19 protein-coding genes are annotated in these 20516 nt (G+C 66.2%); 7 read left to right on the forward strand and 12 right to left on the reverse strand.

The window, feature by feature from the left end:
• Positions 1-10: 10 nt before the first annotated feature.
• Genes AC1DS5_RS16265 through AC1DS5_RS16275 form a run of 3 tightly spaced genes read left to right on the forward strand, consistent with a single transcriptional unit; the run spans position 11 to position 2678 of the window.
• Positions 11-667, forward strand: coding sequence for an amino acid ABC transporter permease (locus AC1DS5_RS16265; RefSeq protein ID WP_477719287.1), 657 nt, complete (start codon positions 11-13; stop codon positions 665-667).
• Positions 668-669: 2 nt separating this feature from the next.
• Positions 670-1401, forward strand: coding sequence for an amino acid ABC transporter ATP-binding protein (locus AC1DS5_RS16270; RefSeq protein ID WP_477719409.1), 732 nt, complete (start codon positions 670-672; stop codon positions 1399-1401).
• On the forward strand, positions 1398-2678 hold the full coding sequence (locus AC1DS5_RS16275) for an NAD(P)/FAD-dependent oxidoreductase (protein ID WP_477719288.1): 1281 nt from the start codon (positions 1398-1400) through the stop codon (positions 2676-2678). The genes AC1DS5_RS16270 and AC1DS5_RS16275 overlap by 4 nt, the downstream gene beginning before the upstream one ends.
• Here AC1DS5_RS16275 and AC1DS5_RS16280 read toward each other — a convergent pair.
• The 10 genes from AC1DS5_RS16280 to AC1DS5_RS16325 form a co-directional block, all read right to left on the reverse strand.
• On the reverse strand, positions 2675-3175 hold the full coding sequence (locus AC1DS5_RS16280; RefSeq protein ID WP_477719289.1) for an Lrp/AsnC family transcriptional regulator: 501 nt from the start codon (positions 3173-3175) through the stop codon (positions 2675-2677). The two genes, AC1DS5_RS16275 and AC1DS5_RS16280, sit on opposite strands and share 4 nt — an antisense overlap.
• Positions 3176-3207: 32 nt before the next feature.
• The gene (locus AC1DS5_RS16285; protein WP_477719290.1) at positions 3208-4560 is read right to left on the reverse strand and encodes an aspartate aminotransferase family protein; all 1353 of its coding nucleotides are present in this window, start codon (positions 4558-4560) and stop codon (positions 3208-3210) included.
• Positions 4557-5603, reverse strand: a complete 1047-nt coding sequence (locus AC1DS5_RS16290) for a phosphotransferase (RefSeq protein WP_477719291.1) — start codon at positions 5601-5603, stop codon at positions 4557-4559. The genes AC1DS5_RS16285 and AC1DS5_RS16290 overlap by 4 nt, the downstream gene beginning before the upstream one ends.
• Positions 5600-6265 carry a haloacid dehalogenase type II gene (locus tag AC1DS5_RS16295; RefSeq protein ID WP_477719292.1) on the reverse strand — a complete coding sequence of 222 codons (666 nt, stop codon included), beginning with the start codon at positions 6263-6265 and terminating at the stop codon, positions 5600-5602. The genes AC1DS5_RS16290 and AC1DS5_RS16295 overlap by 4 nt, the downstream gene beginning before the upstream one ends.
• Before the next feature lie 241 nt (positions 6266-6506).
• Positions 6507-8129, reverse strand: a complete 1623-nt coding sequence (locus AC1DS5_RS16300) for an ABC transporter substrate-binding protein (protein WP_477719293.1) — start codon at positions 8127-8129, stop codon at positions 6507-6509.
• Positions 8130-8189: 60 nt separating this feature from the next.
• Positions 8190-9194 (reverse strand): Bug family tripartite tricarboxylate transporter substrate binding protein, encoded by a 1005-nt coding sequence (locus tag AC1DS5_RS16305; RefSeq protein ID WP_477719294.1) that lies wholly within the window; start codon positions 9192-9194, stop codon positions 8190-8192.
• A gap of 44 nt (positions 9195-9238) precedes the next feature.
• Complete coding sequence (locus AC1DS5_RS16310; protein ID WP_477719295.1) at positions 9239-10282, reverse strand: membrane dipeptidase; 1044 nt, start codon at positions 10280-10282, stop codon at positions 9239-9241.
• Between the two features lie 33 nt (positions 10283-10315).
• A complete protein-coding gene (locus AC1DS5_RS16315; protein WP_477719296.1) occupies positions 10316-11497 on the reverse strand; it encodes an NAD(P)/FAD-dependent oxidoreductase in 1182 nt (393 codons plus the stop codon).
• Complete coding sequence (locus AC1DS5_RS16320) at positions 11490-12881, reverse strand: FAD/NAD(P)-dependent oxidoreductase (protein ID WP_477719297.1); 1392 nt, start codon at positions 12879-12881, stop codon at positions 11490-11492. The genes AC1DS5_RS16315 and AC1DS5_RS16320 overlap by 8 nt, the downstream gene beginning before the upstream one ends.
• A complete protein-coding gene (locus AC1DS5_RS16325) occupies positions 12863-13174 on the reverse strand; it encodes a (2Fe-2S)-binding protein (RefSeq protein WP_477719298.1) in 312 nt (103 codons plus the stop codon). Before AC1DS5_RS16325 ends, AC1DS5_RS16320 begins: the two co-directional genes overlap by 19 nt.
• A gap of 119 nt (positions 13175-13293) precedes the next feature.
• On the opposite strand from AC1DS5_RS16325, the gene AC1DS5_RS16330 reads away from it, so the two are divergent.
• The gene (locus tag AC1DS5_RS16330; RefSeq protein WP_477719299.1) at positions 13294-14187 is read left to right on the forward strand and encodes a LysR family transcriptional regulator; all 894 of its coding nucleotides are present in this window, start codon (positions 13294-13296) and stop codon (positions 14185-14187) included.
• 17 nt (positions 14188-14204) lie between these two features.
• Here AC1DS5_RS16330 and AC1DS5_RS16335 read toward each other — a convergent pair whose 3' ends face one another.
• A complete protein-coding gene (locus AC1DS5_RS16335; RefSeq protein ID WP_477719410.1) occupies positions 14205-15530 on the reverse strand; it encodes an NAD(P)/FAD-dependent oxidoreductase in 1326 nt (441 codons plus the stop codon).
• A gap of 53 nt (positions 15531-15583) precedes the next feature.
• Positions 15584-17056 (reverse strand): aldehyde dehydrogenase family protein, encoded by a 1473-nt coding sequence (locus tag AC1DS5_RS16340; protein WP_477719300.1) that lies wholly within the window; start codon positions 17054-17056, stop codon positions 15584-15586.
• Between the two features lie 317 nt (positions 17057-17373).
• On the opposite strand from AC1DS5_RS16340, the gene AC1DS5_RS16345 reads away from it, so the two are divergent.
• From AC1DS5_RS16345 to AC1DS5_RS16355, 3 genes are all read left to right on the forward strand, one after another.
• Positions 17374-17625: a hypothetical protein gene (locus tag AC1DS5_RS16345; RefSeq protein ID WP_477719301.1), complete on the forward strand. Its 252-nt coding sequence runs from the start codon at positions 17374-17376 to the stop codon at positions 17623-17625.
• 78 nt (positions 17626-17703) lie between these two features.
• On the forward strand, positions 17704-19323 hold the full coding sequence (locus tag AC1DS5_RS16350) for an ABC transporter substrate-binding protein (protein WP_477719302.1): 1620 nt from the start codon (positions 17704-17706) through the stop codon (positions 19321-19323).
• A gap of 186 nt (positions 19324-19509) precedes the next feature.
• Entirely contained in the window at positions 19510-20466 is a 957-nt protein-coding gene (locus AC1DS5_RS16355) for an ABC transporter permease (protein ID WP_477719303.1), read from the forward strand.
• Positions 20467-20516 lie beyond the last annotated feature (50 nt).

Here is a 20516-nt window from a genome sequence, read left to right on the forward strand (position 1 = left end):
CCCCGGAGTCATGTCCCAAGTCCTGAACCAGGCATCGGCGTTCCTGCCGATCCTGATGCAGGGCGTCTACCTCACCGTGCTGGTGACGCTAGGCGCCTTCGCACTTGCAACCGTGCTGGGCCTGGTCCTGGCATTCATGCGGGTGGGCGGCATCCCCCAGCTCGCCTGGACGGCGCGCACGGTGATCGTCGTCGTGCGCGGCATCCCCGGTATGGTCACGCTGTTCTACATCTATTTCGTCGGTCCGGACTTCGGGCTCTCGCTCACGGCGGTGCAGGCGGCGATCCTCGGTCTCGGGATCGCCTATTCCCCCTATATGGCCGAGATGTTCCGCTCCGGCATCGAGGCGATCGATCGCGGCCAGACGGAGGCGGCCCTGTCCATCGGCATGGGCTGGGGCCTGCTGATGCGGCGCGTGATCCTGCCGCAGGCGGTGCGGGTAGCCTTGCCGCCCTATGGCAGCACGATGGTCATGCTGCTGAAGGACTCCTCCCTCGCCTCGACGATCACCGTCGCCGAGTTGTCGCTGCAGGGCAAGCTGCTCGCTTCCTCCACCTTCCAGAACACCACGGTGTTCACGATGGTCGCGTTGATGTATCTCGCCATGAGCTTGCCCCTCACGGCGTTCAACGGCTGGCTCGAACGGCGGATGAGGAAATCCCAATGAGCATCATCGAACTGCGCAACATCCGCAAGTCGTTCGGCTCGCACGAGGTGATCCACGACGTCTCGTTCTCGGTCGAGAAGGGCGAGGTGGTCTGCATCATCGGGCCGTCCGGCTCGGGCAAGTCCACGCTGCTGCGCTGCATCAACGGGCTGGAGACCTACCAGGGCGGCGAGATCACCGTCCATGGCGAGCGGGTCGAGAGCGCCTCCCGCAGGATCCGCCAGGTCCGCACCCGGGTCGCCATGGTGTTCCAGCGCTTCAACCTGTTCCCGCACCGCACTGCGCTGGAGAACGTCGCGGAAGGTCCGATCCATGTGAAGAAGGAGTCGCGCGAGAAAGTTCTCGCCCGCTCGCGCGATCTGCTGGAACGCGTCGGCCTTGGCGCCAAGATCGACACCTATCCGGCGCAGCTCTCTGGCGGCCAGCAACAGCGCGTCGCCATAGCCCGCGCGCTGAGCATGAACCCGGACGCGATCCTGTTCGATGAGCCGACCTCGGCGCTCGATCCGGAACTCGTCGGGGAAGTTCTCGCCGTCATGCGCGCGCTCGCCGACGAAGGCATGACCATGGTCGTCGTCACCCATGAGATGGGTTTCGCGCGGGAGGTGGCGGATCGCGTGCTCTTCCTCGACGGCGGCGTGCTGGTCGAGCAGGGGCCGCCCGCGGAACTGCTCGGTCGTCCGCAGAACCCGCGCACCCGTGACTTCCTGAGACGCCTGCTGACGACTGAATGAAGAACAGCTCTTATTGGCATGAAACAGCGCCTCCGTTCGAGGCGGCGGCCAGCCCCGGCGAACTCGGTGGGCGCGCCGACGTCGCCGTCATCGGGGCGGGCTTCACCGGCCTCTCGGCCGCGCTCACGCTCGCCCGGCAGGGCGCCAAGGTCGTGGTGCTCGAAGCCGGCCAGGTGGTGACGGAGGCGTCGGGCCGCAATGGCGGCCACTGCAATACCGGGATGCCTTTTGATTTCGGCGCGGCGGCAGGACGCATTGGCCATCAGCAAGCGCGTGCGCTCTACCAGCTCTACGGCCGCGGTGTGGACTGTGTCGAGCAGGTCGTGACTCGCGAGCAGATCGACTGCGACTTCCGCCGCAACGGGAAAATCAAGCTCGCTGCACGGCCTCACCATTTCGAGAAACTGCAAGCTGCGCACCGGCAGTTGTATGGCGATATCGATCCGGACATCTACCTGGTCGGACCGGAATCGATTCGCGGTGAAGTTGGATCCGACCAGTTCCACGGCGGGCTGGTGTGGCCACGAAGCGCGCAGATGCACATGGGCCGCTTCGGCGTGGGCATGGCCCATGTGGCGGCGAGCCAGGGAGCGCGCATCCACGTGCACACGCCCGTAACCGCCCTGGAACGTGCATCGGGTGGGAGGTTTCGTTTGCAAACGCCACACGGTCGGGTCGAGGCGGACCAGGTGCTCGTTGCCGCGGGAACCTGCCAGCGCGGTCCGTTCGCCTGGTTCCGCCGCCGCATCATTCCGGTGGGCAGTTTCCTCATCGCAACCGAGCCTCTGTCGCCGGAACTGGCGGCCTCGGTGATGCCGGGCAACCGCAATGCAACCACGACCTTGAACGTCGGCAATTACTTCCGCATGACGCCGGATCGACGATTGCTGTTCGGGGGCCGCGCCCGCTTTGCGTTGTCCAGCCCCGACTCGGACGCGAAAAGCGGCGCGATCCTGCAGCGCACGTTGTACAAGGTGTTCCCCCAATTGCACGGGGTGCGCATCGATTATTGCTGGGGCGGCGTGCTCGACATGACGATTGACCGCCTGCCGCGTGCGGGCAGCGCCGGCGGACTGCATTACGCAATGGGTTACAGCGGAAGCGGCACGCAGCTGGCGACGTTGATGGGCGATGCCATGGCGCAGACCATTGCAGGCAATCCGGCCGCCAACCCGCTGCGTGACCTGCGCTGGCGTTTCGTGCCGGGCCATTTCGGGCCGCCGTGGTTTCTGCCCTTCGTGGGCGCGTATTACCGGGCTCTCGACTTCTTTGATTAGACGTGGTTTCGCTGCCCCGCGATGAGATGGAGCGGATGCGTGCGCTTGCCGGATGACTGGCGCAAAACGATCCGGCTCGTGAACTTCTCGATGCCGATATCGTCCAGCAGCAGGCGCTCCATCAGCTCCTGAAAATGGGCGACGCTCGGCGCCACGATTTTCAACAGATAGTCGTAACCGCCACTGACGTTGTACCACTCCACGATTTCGCGGTGCCGATCAGCGGCCGCTTCGAACTTGCGGAAGTCGGGAGGCCGATGGCTGCTGATCGTCACCTCGGAAAAAACGACCACACAATTGCCCAGCTTTTCCAGCGCGATGTCGGCGCCATAGCCGCGAATCACGCCGATGTCCTGCAGCCGTTTCGTCCGTACCAGGCACGGGCTCTGGCTGAGGCCGACGGCGTCGGCCAACTCGACATTCGAGCAGCGCCCCTCGCGCTCGAGGTGTGCGAGGATCTTGAGGTCGAAGCGGTCGAGGGACACTGCTGGGGTCATGCCCGGATGGTAGCGCCGGATGCCGATCGCGGCTAGTGCGTGCCGGCCGTGCGCGCTTCGGCCAGGGATTCGTCGAGCGCCTGGATGACGAGGGCGGCCTGGTCCGCCGACAGCACCAGGGGCGGGCGGATCTTGAGCACGTTGTGCCCCATCGCACAGGCGCTGATCAGCACGCCCTTGTCGCGCATCCGGTTGACCACCTGGCTCGTCAGGCTGCGATCCGGCGCGCGCGATGCCCGGTCAGAGACGAGTTCGACCCCGACAAACAGGCCCGCCCCGCGCACATCACCGATAGCCTCGTGCCGGGCTGCAAGGGCGGCGACGCCGTCGTGCAGGATCTTCCCCACCTTGGCGGCATGCTGCACCAGCCGGGCTCGCTCTATCGTGTCCAGTACCGCCAGTGCCGCCGCGCAGGAGACGGTATTGCCCGCGAAGGTGTTGAAGTAACGCGAGTGCTTGCCGAATTCGGCCAGGACGTCGGCGGTCGCCAGCAGTCCCGCAATCGGTTGGCCGTTGCCCATGGGTTTGCCCATCGTGACGATGTCGGGCACGACGCCATGACGCTGGAAACCCCAAAGGTGTTCGCCGGTCCGGCCGAAGCCGGGTTGGACTTCGTCGGCAATGAACAGGCCGCCGGCCCGCTTGATCGCGTCGACCGCGCCCTTCAGGAAGCCTTGCGGTCCGGGGAGGATGCCGTCGCTGGTGAACAGCGAATCGACAATCAGCGCGGCCGGCTTGATGCCATGGCGCCGCAGGTCGGCGATAGCCGCCTCGACGTCGCGGGTGAAGCGTTCGGACAGGTCGGCGCCCCCGGCGTGATACAGGCGCGGAGCCGGCACCAGGCGCACATGCGCGCCGAGATCGACGGTCACGCCCAGCGACGGCGAGAATTGCGACACGGCGTCGGTGATGCCGTGATACGCGGTGTCGGTCACGATCATGCCGGTGCCACCGGTGCGGACCTTCGCGATGCGATAGGCGAGGTCGTTGGCCTCGCTGCCCGTGCAGGTCAGCATCAGGTGGGCCAGATCGGTCCCCGGCACGCTCGCGAGCAGGCGTTCGGCCAGTTCGAGAATCGTGTCGTGCAGATAGCGCGTGTTGGTGGCCAGCGTCTGCACCTGCCGGCAGATCGCCTCGGTCACCGCCGGATGGCAATGCCCGAGCGAGGTGACGTTGTTGTAGGCGTCGAGATAGCGGCGCCCCTCGGGGTCGATCAGCCAGGCGCCTTCGCCCCGCACGATGTGCAGCGGCCGTTCATACATCAGGCGGTAGGCCGGGCCGAGCAGGGCGTCGCGGCGCGCGATCATTTGCGCGGTAGCCGGGCCCACGTCGGCGCGGCCGGGGATATAGGCATTGACCATGTTGAGGTCGGTGGTGCTTTTCATAGAATGGCTCCTGTTTGTACGTGTACGCCGGCCAGCAGCCGGTCGCGTGCTGTGTCGCGGGAAAGATCGGCCATCTGGGACAAGCCTTCCCACGCCGCGGGGTTGTGTCGCATGATGTAGGCGCGGTTCTCTGGATAGCGCGCGGCGCGCCATTCCGAGATCAGCGCCGTGATGAGGTGGCGCGTGGCCAGGAGATCGGCAACGACCTCCTGTTCGGCGCCGGTCAGCGGCAGCACCGCGTGATAGGCGGCCACGAACTGGGCCGGTCCCTCGAAAGGATCAGCGTTGCCGGCCATGTGGAAGGCGGCGGCCGTCGCCACCTCGCCGACGAGCGGTGCGTGCACCATGTCGCCGAAGTCGATGATGCCCACGATGCGCGCGGGGTCGTCGGGGGCGACCAGCACGTTGTAGAGGTGGTAGTCGTTGTGGATCACCTGGGACCGCAGCGATGACAGGCGCGGCAGCACGTGCGTCGTGAAGCGCGTCATGAAGGCCTGGGCCAGCGCGCGGTGCTTGCCGTCCACGAGGCTGTCGAGCTGTGCGCCCAGCCGATGCGCCGTGGCGACGTTCCACAGCAGGTCATGCGCCGCGCCCGGATGCGCGAAGCCGTGCAGCGCGCGGTTCAAGCCGGCGAGCCCGGCTCCCATGGCGCGCCGCTGCGCGGCGGTGCGCACGGTCTCGCGGATCTGGATGCCGTCCAGGTAGCTCAGCATGCGCACGCGTGTCTGAACGCCCCCGTTGAGCACGACCGTGTCGTGTGTGTGTCCTTCCAGTGTCCGCACGACGCGCGGCACCGGCTGGTCCGGTGACATGCGGGCGATGTGGTCGAGCGCCGCGATCTGGAAGTCGACGACCGCGGGTGACTCGGACGGATTGCTGATCTTGAGGACGTAGCGACAGCCATCGGCCGCCTCCACCAGGCAGTTCTGGTCGCGCTCGCCCGCCAATGGCCGGGTGGAGCCCTCGATGCCGTAGATGCGGCGGACCAGGGCCTCCACTGCCGCCGGCGCGAGGGCGGGCACGGTGGTGCTCAGTTCGGTCATAGGCCGAGCAGGCCGGGAAGCTGGCGGACGTCGGTCAAACGGCTGACACCGTAGGCGTCGGAAGTCGGCTCATGCCCGCGGTCGATGAAGGCCTTCGCCATGAAGCCCAGGTCGGAGGCCGTCATCAGGTCGTAGCGGAAGCTCGACGAGACGTGCATCATCTGGTCAGGCGCGCATCCGAGCTGGTCGAACATGTACTCGAAGGTCTGAAAGCGCGGTTTATACGCGTGCGCTTCCTCGGCGGTGTAGACCGCGTGGAACTTCGCCTTCAGGTGGGCGACGCTCGCCGGGATCAAATCGACCATCGAGTTCGAGAGGATCACCAGCGGCACGTGCGGCGCAATCGCCTCCAGAACCTCGACCACGTTCGGGTGTGGTTGCCAGGTGGGAATGGCATCGTACAGCGCCACGGCGTCCGACGGTTTGCAGTCGATGCCGTGCGCCTTGCATGCACGGCGGATCGAATTCTCCACGACTTCGAAGAAGGGCTTCCACTCGCCCAGGACCTCGTCGAGGCGATAGGCCCGAAAGCTGTCCAGGAAGGCCGGCATCCGGCCGGCCGGGACGCGGTCTTTGAACAGGCTGTTTGCGGTCGGGCCCATCTCGAAGTTGATGAGCGTGCCGTAGCAGTCGAAGCTGATGAATTTGGGTTTGAATGTCATAGAAGGATCCACGCTGTTGGGGTGGATATGAGTCTATGAATTCCCGCCTTTCGGAAATGCCGCATTCACATGCGGTGCAAGTGGAATCCGTTTCAATCCGGACGCTTGCCGGAACTTTGCGCGGCCTTGACAGGCGTGGGGCTTAGTGGGCTGAACTGCCTTAGCAGCCACTCTGCGAGTTCAAACTCCACACCTTACCGTCGATCGCGCGTGGCCGCGGGTGCGGCCGGCATCGGCCGAGTCATGTATCCAGCCAGACGTGTTCGGCGAACGTATAGCCCATCATTCCGCCGAGCGGGATCGGCGTCAGCCCCTTGAGCTTCTTGCTGTGGCCGTCGATGTTCGACATGAAGAACGGGATGCCGATGCCGCTGCCCTCGTGGATCATCACCTGCATGTCGGCGTACATCTGCGCGCGCTTTGCAGTGTCGGGCTCGCCGCGCGCGGTGACGAGCAGCTGGTCGAACTTCTCGCTCTTCCACGCCGATTCGTTCCACGGCGCATCGGACTTGAAGAAGGACGTGAGCAGGACATCGGCGCTGGGGCGCGGGTTGACCGCGCCGAATCCCACCGGATGCTTCATCCAGTGCTGCGACCAGTAGCCGTCCGCCGGCATGCGGCGCACATCGAGGTTCATGCCGATCTGCTTGGCCGCGTGCTGAAGCACCAGGCCGATCTCGACCGAGCTGGTCGCGGCAGGCGACACCACCAGGGGTACCGCCGTGCTGCCGATGCCTGATTTCTGGAAGTGGAACTTCGCCTTGTCGGGGTCGTACGCCCGCTGCTTGAGGCCCTTGAAGTAGAACCGGTTGCTGGGATCGATGGGTTGGTCGTTGGCCACCACCCCGCGACCGATCATGATCGACTTGAGCATCTGCTCACGATTGAACAGGTACTTGATCGCCTTCACGAAGTCGGGGTTGTTGCCGGGCGCGCTGTCCAGGCGAACGACCATGTCCGTGTAGGTGCCGGCTTTTGTCTCGAAGATCGCATGTTTGCCGGTGGAGTTGATGCGGTCGATCGAGCGCGGGTTCACCGATCCGATCAGATCCAGTTCATCTGACAGCAGTGCATTGATGCGCGCCGATTCATCGCCGATTCCCACGTATTCGATCTCGTCGACGTACGGCCGGTTCGGCTTCCAGTAGTTGTCGTTGCGGATGGCCACAGAGCGCACGCCCGGCCTGAATTCCTTGACCTTGTAGGGACCCGTGCCGATACCAGCGTTGAAATCGGTTGTGCCGTCCTTGACGATGTGGAAGTGATACGTGCCCAGGACCACCGGCAGGTCCGCGTTCGGCGTTGCGAGGCGGATCGTCACTTCATTCGGACCGGTGGCGGTCACCTCGTCAATGGGGTCGGCCAGCACCTTGGCCTTCGAGGCCGTCGCGGGGTTCTTGTGGCGCATGATCGAGAAGATCACGTCTTGCGGCGTCAGCGGCTTGCCGTCGTGGAAGGTCACGTCCTTGCGCAGCTTGAACACCCAGGTCTTCGCGTCCTTCGTCGTGAACTCCTCGGCCAGTGACGGTTGCGGCGTCAGGCTGCCGTCCAGGTACGTGAGCCCGTTGTAGAACATGAACCCGCGGATGTAGTCGGTGTGGTTCGACTGTTTCGCCGGGTCGAGCGTGTCGCTCACAGCGGCGGTGGCGCCCGCCACCTTGATGCGCCCGCCCTTCTTCGGCGTTTCGGCGGCGTGCGCGTTGGTCGCCGCCGTTGCAATGCCGCCCGCAAGCGCGGCCTGCATGCCGCCGGCCATCAGCATCGTGAGGACGTCGCGCCGGCTCGCCCCCCGCTTCAACGCGTCGTGGATGCGCGTGCTGTCTGCGGGTCCGATCAATAGGTCGAGCTCTTTGCGTTCGTTCATGTCATGTCTCCGGTAGGGTTGGAGGGTGGGAGGGATCAGTAAGGCGCGAGTATCTTGTTCCTAGACGGTGATCTGGGCTTCCTTCACCATGACTTTCCAGCGATCGATTTCCTGCTGCATGAACACGTTCACGCGCGCAAGCGACATGTCGGGCATCAAAGGGGTTCCCTGTTCTTCGAACTGCTTGGCCAGGGCGGCATTCTTGCGGCCTGCCGCGAGTCCTTCGTGCAGGCGGGTGACGATCTCCATGGGTGTGCCCGCAGGCGCCCAGAGACCGCTCCAGGTGGTGGTGTCGAACTCCTGCTTCAGGATTTCCGCCAACGTCGGAACCTCGGGCGCGACCGCGAGGCGCTTGCTGGCGGTCGTACCAAGCGCGCGTAGCCGGCCCGCGCGGACGAGCGGGCCGACGACGGACCAGGAATCGACCGCGAAGGTGATCCGGCCTGCCATCACCTCGGACATCACGCCTTGCGATCCCTGCTTGAACGGCACGTGCAGGAGGTTGGGCACGCCGAGGCGGTTGGCCAGCAGCTTGCAGGTGAGGTGACTATTCGCACCCACGCCGTTCGAGCCGTAGTTGTGGCGATCCGGAGCTGCCTTGATGCGGGTGGCGAGGTCCTGGAATGTGCGGATGTCGCTGTCCCCACTGACCACCAGGAAGGTGGGTACGGTAGTCGTCACCGCAACGGGCAGGAAATCGCGCGTGGGCTGGTAGGAAAGGTCCGGGTAGATCAAGGGCGCGATGGCCCACGTGGTGGCCGTGCTGTAGAGAAGCGTGTACCCATCGGGTGTGGAGCGTGCGACCGCTGTGGCCCCGATGTTGCCGCCGGCGCCCGTCCGATTGTCGACGATGACCGACGCGCCGCCCAGCTGCTTGCCGATCACTTCGCCCCATGTTCTTGCGGCGATGTCCGTGCTGCTGCCCGGGCCGAACGGAACGATCAGCTTGATGGGGTGACTGGGGTAACGATCTTGCGCCATCGCAAGTCGGGGCCTGAGGACACCGCTTGCGAGCAGGGGCAGGCTGGACAGGGCACTCAAGAATTTTCTACGGGTGGCATGCATGGTCTGTTGTCCTTCGTGGATGGCTCGGGGGCATGTGCGCCCATTCAACCGCAGAACTTGCGCATGGCACGCAGCCAGCTGCCGCCGAGCAGGGCCTTCACATCGTCCTCCGAATAGCCGCGGTCGAACAGGCCTTGGGTCAGGTTCGGAAGCTTGCGCACCGACTCGACGCCGATCGGATACGACTGGCGGCCGAAAGCGGACAGCGGCCCGAAGATATCGGGACGGCGGGTACGCCAGGTCACGACGCTCGGCGGGGCCACCACGGTTGCGGCTTCCTGGAAGGCCTCGACATAGTCCATCCCGATGCCGACGTGGTTTACGCCCACCAGCTTGACGAAGTGGTCCAGATGGTTGAGCAGGTCGTCGAGGGTTGGCGTCTCGTCGGCCAGCGACTGCGGCAGGCCGCAAACGCCGATCATTCCGCCCTTGGCCGCCATCGCCTTGACGGTGGCGTCCGTCGTGTTGCGACCATTGCTGCGCAGTTCGTCGCTGTTCGAGTGGGTGCAAACGGGTGCCCGTGCCAGCGCCGCCGCTTCGGCCCGGGTGCGGTGGCCGCAGTGCGACAGGTCCAGCATCAGCGGCAGGGTATTGACCAAGGAGATCAGGTCCTCGCCCAGATAAGTGAGGCCCGCGTCGCGCTTCTCGCCGCAGCCGTCGCCGAGCGCGTTGGCCGTGGTGTAGGCCAGACCCAGGAAGCGCAGGCCCATCCGGGTCATGGCTTCAATGCGCCAGAACTGGTCCTGGTCCTCGATCATGCTGGCACCTTGGGTGCCGATCACGATGCCGAGTTTGCCTTTCTGCTTGGCGACGAGAACGTCGTCGGCCGTCTTGCACAGCATCAGCAGCGGACTCTTGTCGATCTTGGCCAGGTGGCGCTCGAAGTTCTGCAGCGTCTTGTCCCAGTTCTCCTCCAACGCGAAGGTCACGTTGGCGGCATTGACCCCCCCCTCGATCGCGCGTCGGGTGAACTTCTCATCGAGCACATAGGCGATCGCCAACCCGTCGAATACGAGGTTGCTCTCATGGAAGCGGCGTGCCCTGTCGTCGGCGACAAGGGATTCTGCGGGGTGGACGGTCACTGACATCGGTAAAGCTCCAGGAAGTATCTTGGGAATGCGTCAGGCAATTGCCTGCGCAGCGGTGGAGGCGGGCGCCCATGAGGACACCGGCTGGACGGCAAAGCGTCGAATATGGAAAGGCTCGATCGGCGTACTGGTGGCGCCCGTGGCTATCAGTTCAGCCATCACGTCGCCGACCCCGGGGCCGAGCTGGAAGCCGTGGCCGCAGAAGCCGAAGGCGTAGTACAGGCCGCTGACCCGGCCGCTGGGGCCCATGACCGGCAGATCGTCGCGCATGTAGCCCTCGATGCCGCTCCAGGTGCGCAGCACCTGTAGCTTGCCAAGCACCGGCGCAAGGCGCCGCAGCTCGCGCAGCTGAAGAAGCGTGTTCTCCGGCAGCACGTAGGCCCGCTTGAGATCCGGGTAGGCAGGGCCGCGCAGCCCGCCGCCGAACACGATATTCCCGCGCTTGACCTGGCGGAAGTAAACCACCTCATGGTGCACCTTCGTCGACACGCCAACCACCGGGATGATTCCGTAGGGCACCGGCTCGGTCACGCCCATAGTGGGTCCCTGTGGCGTCATCGGCACGGGCTCGCCAAAGGCGGCGGACAGCTTATCGCCCCAGGCGCCCGCGCAAATCAGGGCGCACGGCGCGCGGAAGGTCCGGCCGTCGGCTGTCTGCACGCGGAAGTCCTCGCCGTCCTTGTCGACAGCAATTACTTCGCAGTTCTCTATCACCTGCGCCCCCGCGCGCGCTGCCGCTCGACCGAAAGCCGGAGCCGCCAGCCGTGGATTTGCGTGGCCGTCGTTCGGCGAATAGGAGCCGCAGATGACCTCGGGGCCAAAGAAGGGGAAGCGGCGGCGGAACTCGCTTCCGCCGACAATTTCAAGGTCCAGGCCCCAGCCGCGCGCGTCGCTGGCATATTTCTCAACCACCTCCGCCTGCGCCTCGTCGTAGACGCCACGCACATGGCCTGTCACCAGGAACTCGGCGTCGTCGCCGAGCAGTTCCTTCATCTGGTCCCACACTGCCCGCGAGCGATGTGCCAGTGGCAGTTGCGGCAGGTACCGGCCCTGGCGCCGCACGTTGCCGAAGTTGACGCCGCTGGCCTGCTGGCCCACCAGGCCGCGTTCCAGCAGGATCACCGAGCGGCCGCGCCTGCGCAGGAAGAATGCGCTGGCCGCGCCCATCAGGCCGCCGCCGACGATGATGACGTCGGCCTTCTGATCTTCAGACATCGACGCCTCCCGCATTCTCGAGCGCCGCCATCGGCAACGGCTTGACGGGCCCTTGTCCGCGCAGGCGGCCGACCATCTCGATCGGAATGCCGGCGGCGTGCGCCACCACCTCGGCCGCCGCGTGGCCGCAGAAGCGGCCCTGGCAGCGGCCCATGCCGACCCGGCTGAACGCCTTCGCACGGTTCATTTCGCTGCCGCCCATCTCGTTGACCACGCGCCGCAGTTCTCCGGCCGTGATCGTTTCGCAGCGGCAGACCACGGCCGAATCGGGCAGAGCAGCCGCCTGGGCATGGGGCCAGGGGAAGGCCGTGATCAGGCCCCGGCGGAAGCGGTCCATCTTGTCCAGGGTGCGCCGCAGCGCCGGCATCGGGTCCGGCGACACCGGCCGTCCCAGATCGGACAGCACCGCCAGCGCCGCCAGGCGGCCTGCCGCTTCGGCGCCATCGGCGCCAAGGATGCGCGCTCCGTCGCCGGCGAGATAGACGCCCGCGGTCGTGCTGCGTCCATCGCTGTCGATCTTCGGCAGCCATTGGCGCGACTCGCTGTCGAACCGGAATTCGCAGCGCGCCAGATCGGCCAGCTGGCTTTCCGCGCGCAGGTGGTAGCCCAGGGCAACAGCGTCGCAGTCGAAGTGCAGTTCGCCACCGTCACTCTTGCGCACCGTCACCCCCTGGACACCCGTTGCTGCCGCACCGGTGACGCGCAGGGGAGTGACGCCGCTGTGGACCGCGACGCCGGCCTTGCGCAGGACGCGGTCCAGCGCCAACCCCTTGAGCAGCAGGCCGGGTCTGACCGCGAGAGCCGGCAAGGCTCGCAGTCGCTGGGAAAACGGCGATGTGTCGAGCACGCCAAGCACCGTGGCACCGGCCTGGACATACTGCGAGGCGACCAGGTACAGCAACGGTCCGGTCCCCATGAAGACGACCCGCCGGCCGATGGCGCAGGCCTGCGACTTCAGCGCGATCTGGGATGCACCCAGGCTGTAGCATCCGGCGAGGTTCCAGCCCTCGACCGGCATCAACCGGTCGGTGGCGCCGCTGCACACAACCAACGCGTCGAATGGCAGCGTGGAGGTCTGGTTGCCGTCATGCAGCACGTGCAGCTTGTTCGCCGTCACGTTCCAGGCCAGCGTTTCGGGCCGGTAATCCACCTTGGGCCGGATGGCCTCGAAACTGCGATGCAGGTCTTCGGCCTTCTTCGCCTCGCTGCCGTACAGCTTGGCGTAGGGACGTTTGAAGCCCTCGGGTTGGCGCCGGTAGATCTGGCCTCCATCGCGCCGGCCTTCGTCGACAACGGTCGGAATCAGGCCTGCCTCGACCAGGGCCTCGGCGCAGCGAACGCCGGCGGGGCCGGTGCCGACGACGATCACGCGCGGTTGGGCCATGTCACCTCCCGCGGTTCGGTGCAGACGCGCAATCCTTCGCGCACCACGGTTGTGCAGGCGCGCAGGCGCTCGCCGCTTTCGGTCCAGACCCAGCAGTCCTGGCAGGCGCCCATCAGGCAAAAACCGGAACGCACGCCATCGCCAAACTCGGAATGCCGCAGGTGAGCAATGTTGCCGAGCAGGGCGACGAGCAAGGTGTCGCCCTCGAGGGCGGCGATCGGCTTGCCGTCGGCGATCAGTTGCACCGAGGGGCGAACCGTTTCAGCCAGCCGGATGAAGCGGCCGGCCGTCATTTGCTTGTTCCGCCGCAGCGGCAATTGGATGGACTCATGCCGTCGATTCTGGGCAGGACGGCCTGCCAGCGCCAATATCAAGTGTTTGGAAATACCAAACCTTTGGTTATGCTTGCTGCATGAACGCTCGCCAGCTTGAAGTATTTCGCGCCGTCATGCGCAACCGCTCTCTGACCGCCGCCGCCGAGGCGCTTCATGTTTCGCAACCGGCGGTCAGCAAGTTGCTGCGGCACTTCGAAACGCAGATCGGCTACTCGCTGTTCGAGCGCCTCGGTGGCCGGCTGGTGCCGACCGCGGAGGCACAGCTGCTGTACCGCGACGCCGACCGGATCTTTCGCGAGATCGAAGTCCTCAAGGGCCTGTCGGACCGCATCCGCGACAAGCAGCTCGGATTGCTCCGCGTCGGAGCGAGTGCGCCGGCGACTTTCGCCTTGCTCCCTTACGCCACGGAGCGCTTCCGCCAGCGCAATCCCGGGCTGCGCGTCGTGCTGCAGACGCTTTCTGCCGAGGCCATCGACGAACACATCCTGCTGGGCGACATCGATCTCGGCGTGAGCATGCGCTGGTCTGCCGAGGCGCAGTTGCGGTGCGAGTCCCTGGGCAAAGCCGGGATCGTGGCGCTGATGCGGCCGGATTCGCCGCTGGCCGGTCTTGAGGTTGTGACGCCGGCTGATCTGCTCGGACACGCTCTGATCAGCTACGGCGCGCAAACGCCCATGGGCAAGTTGGTTGAGCGGGCATTCCGCGAGGCGGATGTGCAGCCACAGGTGCAGATCGAAGTATCCATGTCGATCGCTGCCTTGCCCCTGGTCCAGCACGGCCTGGGAATTGCGTTGGTGGACGGGCTGGTCCCATGGCGCAACTTCGGCGACTTGGTGGTACGCCCCTTCCGCCCGGAAGTCGTGATGGAGATCGTCCTGTCGCGCAGTGGGCTGCGGCCGCAGACCCGGCACGGTCGTGAATACGCGCGCGACCTGCGCGCCGCCGTCGCGGCGTTGTCAAACCGGACTTGACGCCCGCGGGACGCTCGTTAGAAATCAGCCACCTTGCCCCACGCCGACGCGTTGAACCGGGCAGGGTTGAAAGGCTCCGGATCGAAGATCGGCTTGGCGCCAGACACCAGGTCGGCGATCAGGTGGCCCGCGCCGGGACCGATGCCGAAACCGTGTCCCGAGAAGCCCGCGGCCAGGATGAGCCCGGGCACCTGCGGCAGTTCTCCGATACCCGGCACGCCATCGGGCGTGCTGTCAATGTAGCCCGCCCAGGTGTTCGCGATGCGGGCTTCGCGCAGCGCGGGCAACAAGTCGACGGCACGGCGGTGGATTTCGCGGACACCCGCAGGGTCGGGCTTGGGGTTGAGGATGCGCGCCCGTTCCATGGGTGTGGGAGCATCCAGCTTCCATCGCGCGCGGGTTTCGTGGCCCCAGCGTATGCCTTCCAGGCCGCCGGGAAACACGTTGCGCCAGCGCTTGGCGAACATCGGGATGAACTGCGGCGCGAAGCGCAGCAGCTGCGGCGTGGGGTCGGCGCGCCCACGGCCGCTGATGGCCAGGACGTAATGGCCGTCGGGGCGCCGGGTGATGGCGACGCGTGGGCTGGTCAGCGCATCCGGCAGACGTTGCTCCACCGGCGACAGGCGCACGATGGATTGGCGTATCGTGGCGAGCGGAAACCGTACGCCGAGCTGGTTGCAGAACGAGGACGCCCAAGCACCGCCTGCGAGCACTGCGGTGCGGGTCTTGATGGTCCCCGCTTCGGTCACGACGCCGCTGAGCCGGCCGCCCTCCATCTCGATGCCGCGCGCGGCGCAGTTCTGGTGGACGGTGCCGCCGAGCTTCATGAGCGCGGCCGCCACCGCGGGTGCCGCCTTGGCCGGGTCGGCCGTCCCGTCGCTGGGTGAGAAGACGCCGCCCTTCCACGCGCGGCCGGTCGCCAGACCCCGCTCCGAAGCCTCGCGGCCGCTCAGCATGTGCGTGGTCACGCCGGCGGTCGTCGCGAATTCGCGCCACTTTGCCCAGCCGGCAATCTGGGCCTCGTCATCGCTGAGGTACAACAAGCCGCAGCGCGTGAAGCCCGTGTCTTCGCCGCTGTCGGCGGCAAACTGGTCCCAGAGTTCGAGGCTCCGGGTGGCCATGGGCAGTTCGCGCGCGTCGCGGTTCTGCTGGCGGCACCAGCCCCAGTTGCGGCTCGATTGCTCGGCGCCGATGCGGCCCTTTTCGACCACGGCGACCGAAAGCCCGCGCCGGGCCAGGTAGTAAGCGGTGAAGACACCGATGATCCCGCCGCCGATCACGACGACGTCGGCGCTGGCCGGCGGGGTGGAGGAGGTCTCGAGGATGCGCAGGGGCTGGGACATGGATGGATTTCGGTCGTTGTTGAGTGCCTGTACTCTTTGTGCCAAGGCTGTGCTCATGCTGGCTGCTCCTGCCCGAACCCCAGGATCGCCTTGGTTTCCAGGTACTCCTCAAGGCCTTCGATGCCGTATTCGCGGCCATTGCCCGAGCGCTTGTAGCCGCCAAAGGGGGCATGGGGGCTCCAGGCCGGATAGTTGATGTGCACCTGCCCGGAGCGGATGCGCGCCGCGACCGCGCGCGCAGCGGCGAGGTCCTGGCCCTGCACGTGCGCGCCCAGGCCGTAGACCGTGTCGTTGGCGATCTCCACAGCCTCGTCCACGCTGTCGTAGGCGATGATCGCAAGCACCGGCCCGAAGATTTCCTCCTGCGCGATCTGCATGTGCGGATGCACCGCGGAGAAGATGGTCGGGCGGCAATAGAAGCCGCGCCCCAGGCCCTCCGGCCGGCCGGGGCCGCCACAAACGAGGCGCGCACCTTCGGCGATGCCGATGGCGATCATTTCCTGCACCCGGTTGAACTGGGCGCGGTTCGCCACCGGGCCGTGCGTGGTCTGCGGCGAACGCGGATCGCCCACGACGAAGCTCAAGGCCGCTTCGAGCGCGATCCGTTCAACCTCCTGCAGGCGCTCGCGCGGCACGATCATGCGGGTCGGCGCGCTGCAGGACTGGCCGACGTTGCGAAAGGCGGCCGCCACGCCCGCCGGCACGGCGCGCGCCAGGTCCGCGTCCGGCAGGATCACGTTGGGCGATTTGCCGCCGAGTTCCTGGGCCACGCGTTTCACCGTCGGGGCGGCCGCCTGGGCCACCAGGACGCCGGCCCGGGTTGAACCGGTGATCGAGATCATGTCCACGTCCGGATGCGCCGACAACGCGGCGCCGACCTCCGGCCCGTTGCCGCTCACCAGGTTGAACACGCCCGGCGGGATGCCGGCGTCGTGCACCACCTCGGCAAAAAGCAAGGCGCTCAGGGGCGACAGCTCGCTGGGCTTGAGGACGACGGTGCATCCCGCCGCCAGGGCGGGGCCGACCTTGGCCGTGATCTGGTAGAGCGGCCAGTTCCAGGGGGTGATCAGGCCGCACACACCAATGGCCTCGCGCAGGATGGCCATGTCCCCCCGGTGGGTGAGGAAGGGATAGCCGGCCAGATTGGCACGGGCCACGCGGATGTGCTCCGCCGCGACCGGCACCTGTGTGCTGCGCGCAAACCCGATGGCGGCGCCCATCTCCAGCGAGATCGCCTGGGCGAACAGTTCTGCTCGCTCGAGGATCAGGGCGTGGACGCGGTCAAGCAGCGAAGCCCTGCTCTGGACGGAACTGACGGACCAGCTCGCGAAGGCGCAGCGTGCCGCGGCCACGGCCGTCGCGACGTCCTCCGCGGTTCCCAACGCGATCTGCGCGACGGGCTCCTCGGTCGACGGGTCGATGACGCTGGCCCGGGATTGCCCTGAGGGCAGGACCCACTCACCGTCTATGAACAGGCGATCCAGGCGGCCGGCGGCTTTGAGTTGCTCAACAAGGGAGACGTTCATGGGCGCTTATCCTTTGCTGCGGCGCGGCGGATTTTGCGTTGCTCCGCGGGGAAGTTGCCCTTGCAGAACCAGTGTGCATTGCGCGGCGGTCGGCCGCGCATTGTGTCGTCATTTTCCATGATTGCCCTCTCAAAAGAATCGAAGTCATGGTACGCCCTTGCCTGGAATTGATCTGCCGTTTAAGAGTGGGCATTCGGCATGAACGGTGCGCGAGCGGCGCACAACCGCAGCATCTGCGGCGGCGGTTCAATAGCATTCAAGCATGGCGCCGGCGAACCGGTCCAGGCTTTGCACCACCCTTCCAGGAGGATGCTTTCATGACCCTTCGTCCCCAGTCCATCGGCTTTGACTGCAGCGGCGCACTGACCTGTTTCCCCATGCACCGGATGGCCTGCGACCTCTGCGAGGGCCGGCTGCCGCCCGAACGCATGCACCTGTTCGTCAAGGACCTCGATGACCCTCGCTTCGGCGTGGTGATGGGCGGATGCAAGCCGTACGGCCAGATCCTGAAGCCGTCGGGGGCGCGCCGCACACCATGCCGCCGGCCATCCGCAAAACCGCAGTTTTAACCAAGCACCCCCGTGTGATCGAGGCATATACCCGGTCGCCAGGTGCTCCAATGCCTTTACCCCCACTAGGAGACCACCATGGCAGATAACAAACAGCTGGACGGCCTGATCGGCCCTGAAGAGAGCACACGCATCCTGGGTGCGTTGCAGCGCGGCGCGAGCCGGCGCGATGTATTGGCCATGTTGGCGGCCGGCGGCATGCAGGCGGCCCTGGCTGGCAGCATCGCGGGCCTTGCCGGCGCCGCCCATGCAGAAACGCCGCGCAAGGGCGGGCGCATCAAGGTCGCTGGAGCGGCTTCCGGGGTGAGCGATACATTGGATCCGGCCAAGCAGGCTAACGGCACCGACTACATCCGCGGCTTCATGTTCTACAACGGGCTGACCTACCTGGACGGCAGCCTGACGCCCCAGCCCTCACTGGCCGAGGAGTTCACCACCAAGGACGCCAAGACCTGGGTGTTCAAGCTGCGCAAGGGCGTCACTTTCCACGACGGCAAGCCGCTGACGCCGGCCGACGTGGTCTTCTCCATGATGCGCCACAAGAACCCGGCCACTGGTTCCAAGGCCAAGGTGCTGGCCGACCAGATCGAGGAAGTGACCGCCACGGGCCCCAATGAGGTGACGTTCCGGCTGACCTCGCCCAATGCCGACTTGCCAGTGATCCTGGGCACCTACCACTTCCACATCGTCAAAGACGGCACGACCGACTTCAACGCCGGCATCGGCACGGGCCCGTACAAGGTCAAGGAGTTCAAGCCCGGCGTGCGCTCCATCGCCGTGCGCAACGACAACTACTGGAAGCCCAACCGCCCGTACCTGGACGAGATCGAGTACGTGGGCATCAGCGACGAGTCGGCGCGCATCAACGCGCTGCTGGCTGGCGAACTGGATATGGTCGGCCAGGTCAACCCGCGCTCCATCGACCGCGTGAATGGCAGCGGCAAGCACGCGATCTTCGAGACCAAGGGCGTCTCTTACACGGACCTGATCATGCGGCGCGACAGCGGCCCCGGCAGCAACCCGGATTTCGTGATGGCCATGAAGCTCCTGTTCAACCGCGAGCAGATGCTCAAGTCCATCCAGATCGGCCGTGGCGTCGTGGCCAACGACCAGCCCATCGCCCCGGGCAACCGCTTCTACTTCAAGGGCCTGAAGCAGCGCCCCTACGATGCAGACAAGGCCAAGTGGCACTTGCAAAAAGCCAAGCTGGGCAGCGCCGCCATCCCGATGGTGGCCTCGTCCGCCGCGACAAACTCGGTGGAGATGGCGCTGGTGCTGCAGCACGCTGCCCGGCAGGCCGGACTGAACCTGGATGTGCGCAACATGCCGGCCGACGGCTATTGGTCGCAGCACTGGATGAAGCACCCGATCGGCTTCGGCAATGTCAACACACGCCCCAGCGCTGACCTGGCGTTGACGCTGTTCTTCAAGTCGGATGCGCCCTGGAACGAAGCGGGCTGGAAGAACGAGCAGTTCGACCAGTTGCTGGTGGCCGCGCGCGGCGAAACCGACGCGGCCAAGCGGGCCCAGATGTACGCCGACATGCAGACCATGATCCATAGCGACGGCGGCATCGGGATCCCGATGTTCCTCTCCAGCCTGGACGGCCACAACAAGAAGCTCAAGGGCCTCAGCCCCATCCCCCTGGGCGGGATGATGGGCTCCAGCTTCGCCGAACACGTGTGGTTAGAAGCATGACCCCCACGCTTGTCACTTCGTGTGCTGCGCTGCCCCCCAGGGGGGCTTCGGCCGCCTTGAGGCGGCTCTGCGGAGGCCGAGCATGACTCCCCCCCGAAGCGCCTTCGGCGCCTCCCCCTCAAGGGGGCGCCACCTGCGGCCCGGCAAAGCCGGTTCCGCGATGGCCCTCGAAAGGAAGAAAACGTTATGAACCTGACCATCGTGAAAATGGTGGCCGGCCGCATCCTGGCCGGTCTGGGCTCGCTGCTGGCGGTGTCGGCGGTGGTGTTCGCCATCACCGCCGTGCTGCCCGGCGACGCGGCGGAAGAGAGGCTGGGCCAGGACGCCACGCCCGAGGCCGTGAAGGCCCTGCGCCACGAGATGGGCCTGGACCGCAGCGCGGTGCTGCGCTACTTCGACTGGCTGGGCGGCGTGGTCACCGGTGACCCGGGCAAGTCCGTGGTCACGGGCATGCCGGTGCGCGAGGCGGTTGCCAGCCGCCTGCCCAACTCGCTGCTGCTGGCCGCTGTCACGGCCGCCTTTGCGGTGCCGCTGGCCCTGGGCCTGGGCATCCTGTGCGCCTTGTGGCGCGGCTCGGCTTTCGACCGTTTCGCCAGCATGTCCGCGGTGGCTGTGGTCTCGGTGCCGGAGTTCCTGGTTGCCACACTGGCCGTTCTGGTGTTCGCCGTCCAGCTGAAATGGCTGCCGGCGCTCTCGTACGAGGTGAACCTGTCCTCGCCCGGCCAGATGCTGCATTCGTTCGCGCTGCCTGTGCTCAGCCTGGGCAGCGTGATCATGGCGCAGATGATGCGCATGACGCGCGCCGCCGTGATCGACCAGCTGGCCGCGGCCTACATCGAGATGGTGCGCCTGAAGGGTGCGTCCGCCGCCCGCGCCGTGCTGTTCCATGCGCTGCCCAACGCCATCGGCCCCATCGCCAACGCGGTGGCGCTGAGCCTGTCCTACCTGCTGGGCGGCGTGATCATCATTGAGGTGATCTTTAACTACCCGGGCATCGCCAAGCTCATGGTCGACGGCGTGGTCCAGCGCGACATGCCGCTGGTACAGGCCTGTGCCATGATTTTTTGCGCGGCTTATCTGATCCTGGTGATGCTGGCCGACGTGTGCGGCATCATCTCCAACCCCAGGCTGAGGCACCAATGAGCGCCGCCCGTCCATCCGAAGGCGCTCGCGCCGTAGCGCGTAGCGCGGAG

Source organism: Polaromonas sp. P4_H1, from assembly GCF_056400945.1.

Coding starts and splice junctions, on each gene's coding strand:
- AC1DS5_RS16265 (WP_477719287.1), top strand. CDS start 11: ATGTCCCAAGTCCTGAACCAGGCATCGGCGTTCCTGCCGATCCTGATG.
- AC1DS5_RS16275 (WP_477719288.1), top strand. CDS start 1,398: ATGAAGAACAGCTCTTATTGGCATGAAACAGCGCCTCCGTTCGAGGCG.
- AC1DS5_RS16280 (WP_477719289.1), bottom strand. CDS start 3,175: ATGACCCCAGCAGTGTCCCTCGACCGCTTCGACCTCAAGATCCTCGCA.
- AC1DS5_RS16285 (WP_477719290.1), bottom strand. CDS start 4,560: ATGAAAAGCACCACCGACCTCAACATGGTCAATGCCTATATCCCCGGC.
- AC1DS5_RS16290 (WP_477719291.1), bottom strand. CDS start 5,603: ATGACCGAACTGAGCACCACCGTGCCCGCCCTCGCGCCGGCGGCAGTG.
- AC1DS5_RS16295 (WP_477719292.1), bottom strand. CDS start 6,265: ATGACATTCAAACCCAAATTCATCAGCTTCGACTGCTACGGCACGCTC.
- AC1DS5_RS16300 (WP_477719293.1), bottom strand. CDS start 8,129: ATGAACGAACGCAAAGAGCTCGACCTATTGATCGGACCCGCAGACAGC.
- AC1DS5_RS16305 (WP_477719294.1), bottom strand. CDS start 9,194: ATGCATGCCACCCGTAGAAAATTCTTGAGTGCCCTGTCCAGCCTGCCC.
- AC1DS5_RS16310 (WP_477719295.1), bottom strand. CDS start 10,282: ATGTCAGTGACCGTCCACCCCGCAGAATCCCTTGTCGCCGACGACAGG.
- AC1DS5_RS16315 (WP_477719296.1), bottom strand. CDS start 11,497: ATGTCTGAAGATCAGAAGGCCGACGTCATCATCGTCGGCGGCGGCCTG.
- AC1DS5_RS16320 (WP_477719297.1), bottom strand. CDS start 12,881: ATGGCCCAACCGCGCGTGATCGTCGTCGGCACCGGCCCCGCCGGCGTT.
- AC1DS5_RS16325 (WP_477719298.1), bottom strand. CDS start 13,174: ATGACGGCCGGCCGCTTCATCCGGCTGGCTGAAACGGTTCGCCCCTCG.
- AC1DS5_RS16330 (WP_477719299.1), top strand. CDS start 13,294: ATGAACGCTCGCCAGCTTGAAGTATTTCGCGCCGTCATGCGCAACCGC.
- AC1DS5_RS16335 (WP_477719410.1), bottom strand. CDS start 15,530: ATGTCCCAGCCCCTGCGCATCCTCGAGACCTCCTCCACCCCGCCGGCC.
- AC1DS5_RS16340 (WP_477719300.1), bottom strand. CDS start 17,056: ATGAACGTCTCCCTTGTTGAGCAACTCAAAGCCGCCGGCCGCCTGGAT.
- AC1DS5_RS16345 (WP_477719301.1), top strand. CDS start 17,374: ATGACCCTTCGTCCCCAGTCCATCGGCTTTGACTGCAGCGGCGCACTG.
- AC1DS5_RS16350 (WP_477719302.1), top strand. CDS start 17,704: ATGGCAGATAACAAACAGCTGGACGGCCTGATCGGCCCTGAAGAGAGC.
- AC1DS5_RS16355 (WP_477719303.1), top strand. CDS start 19,510: ATGAACCTGACCATCGTGAAAATGGTGGCCGGCCGCATCCTGGCCGGT.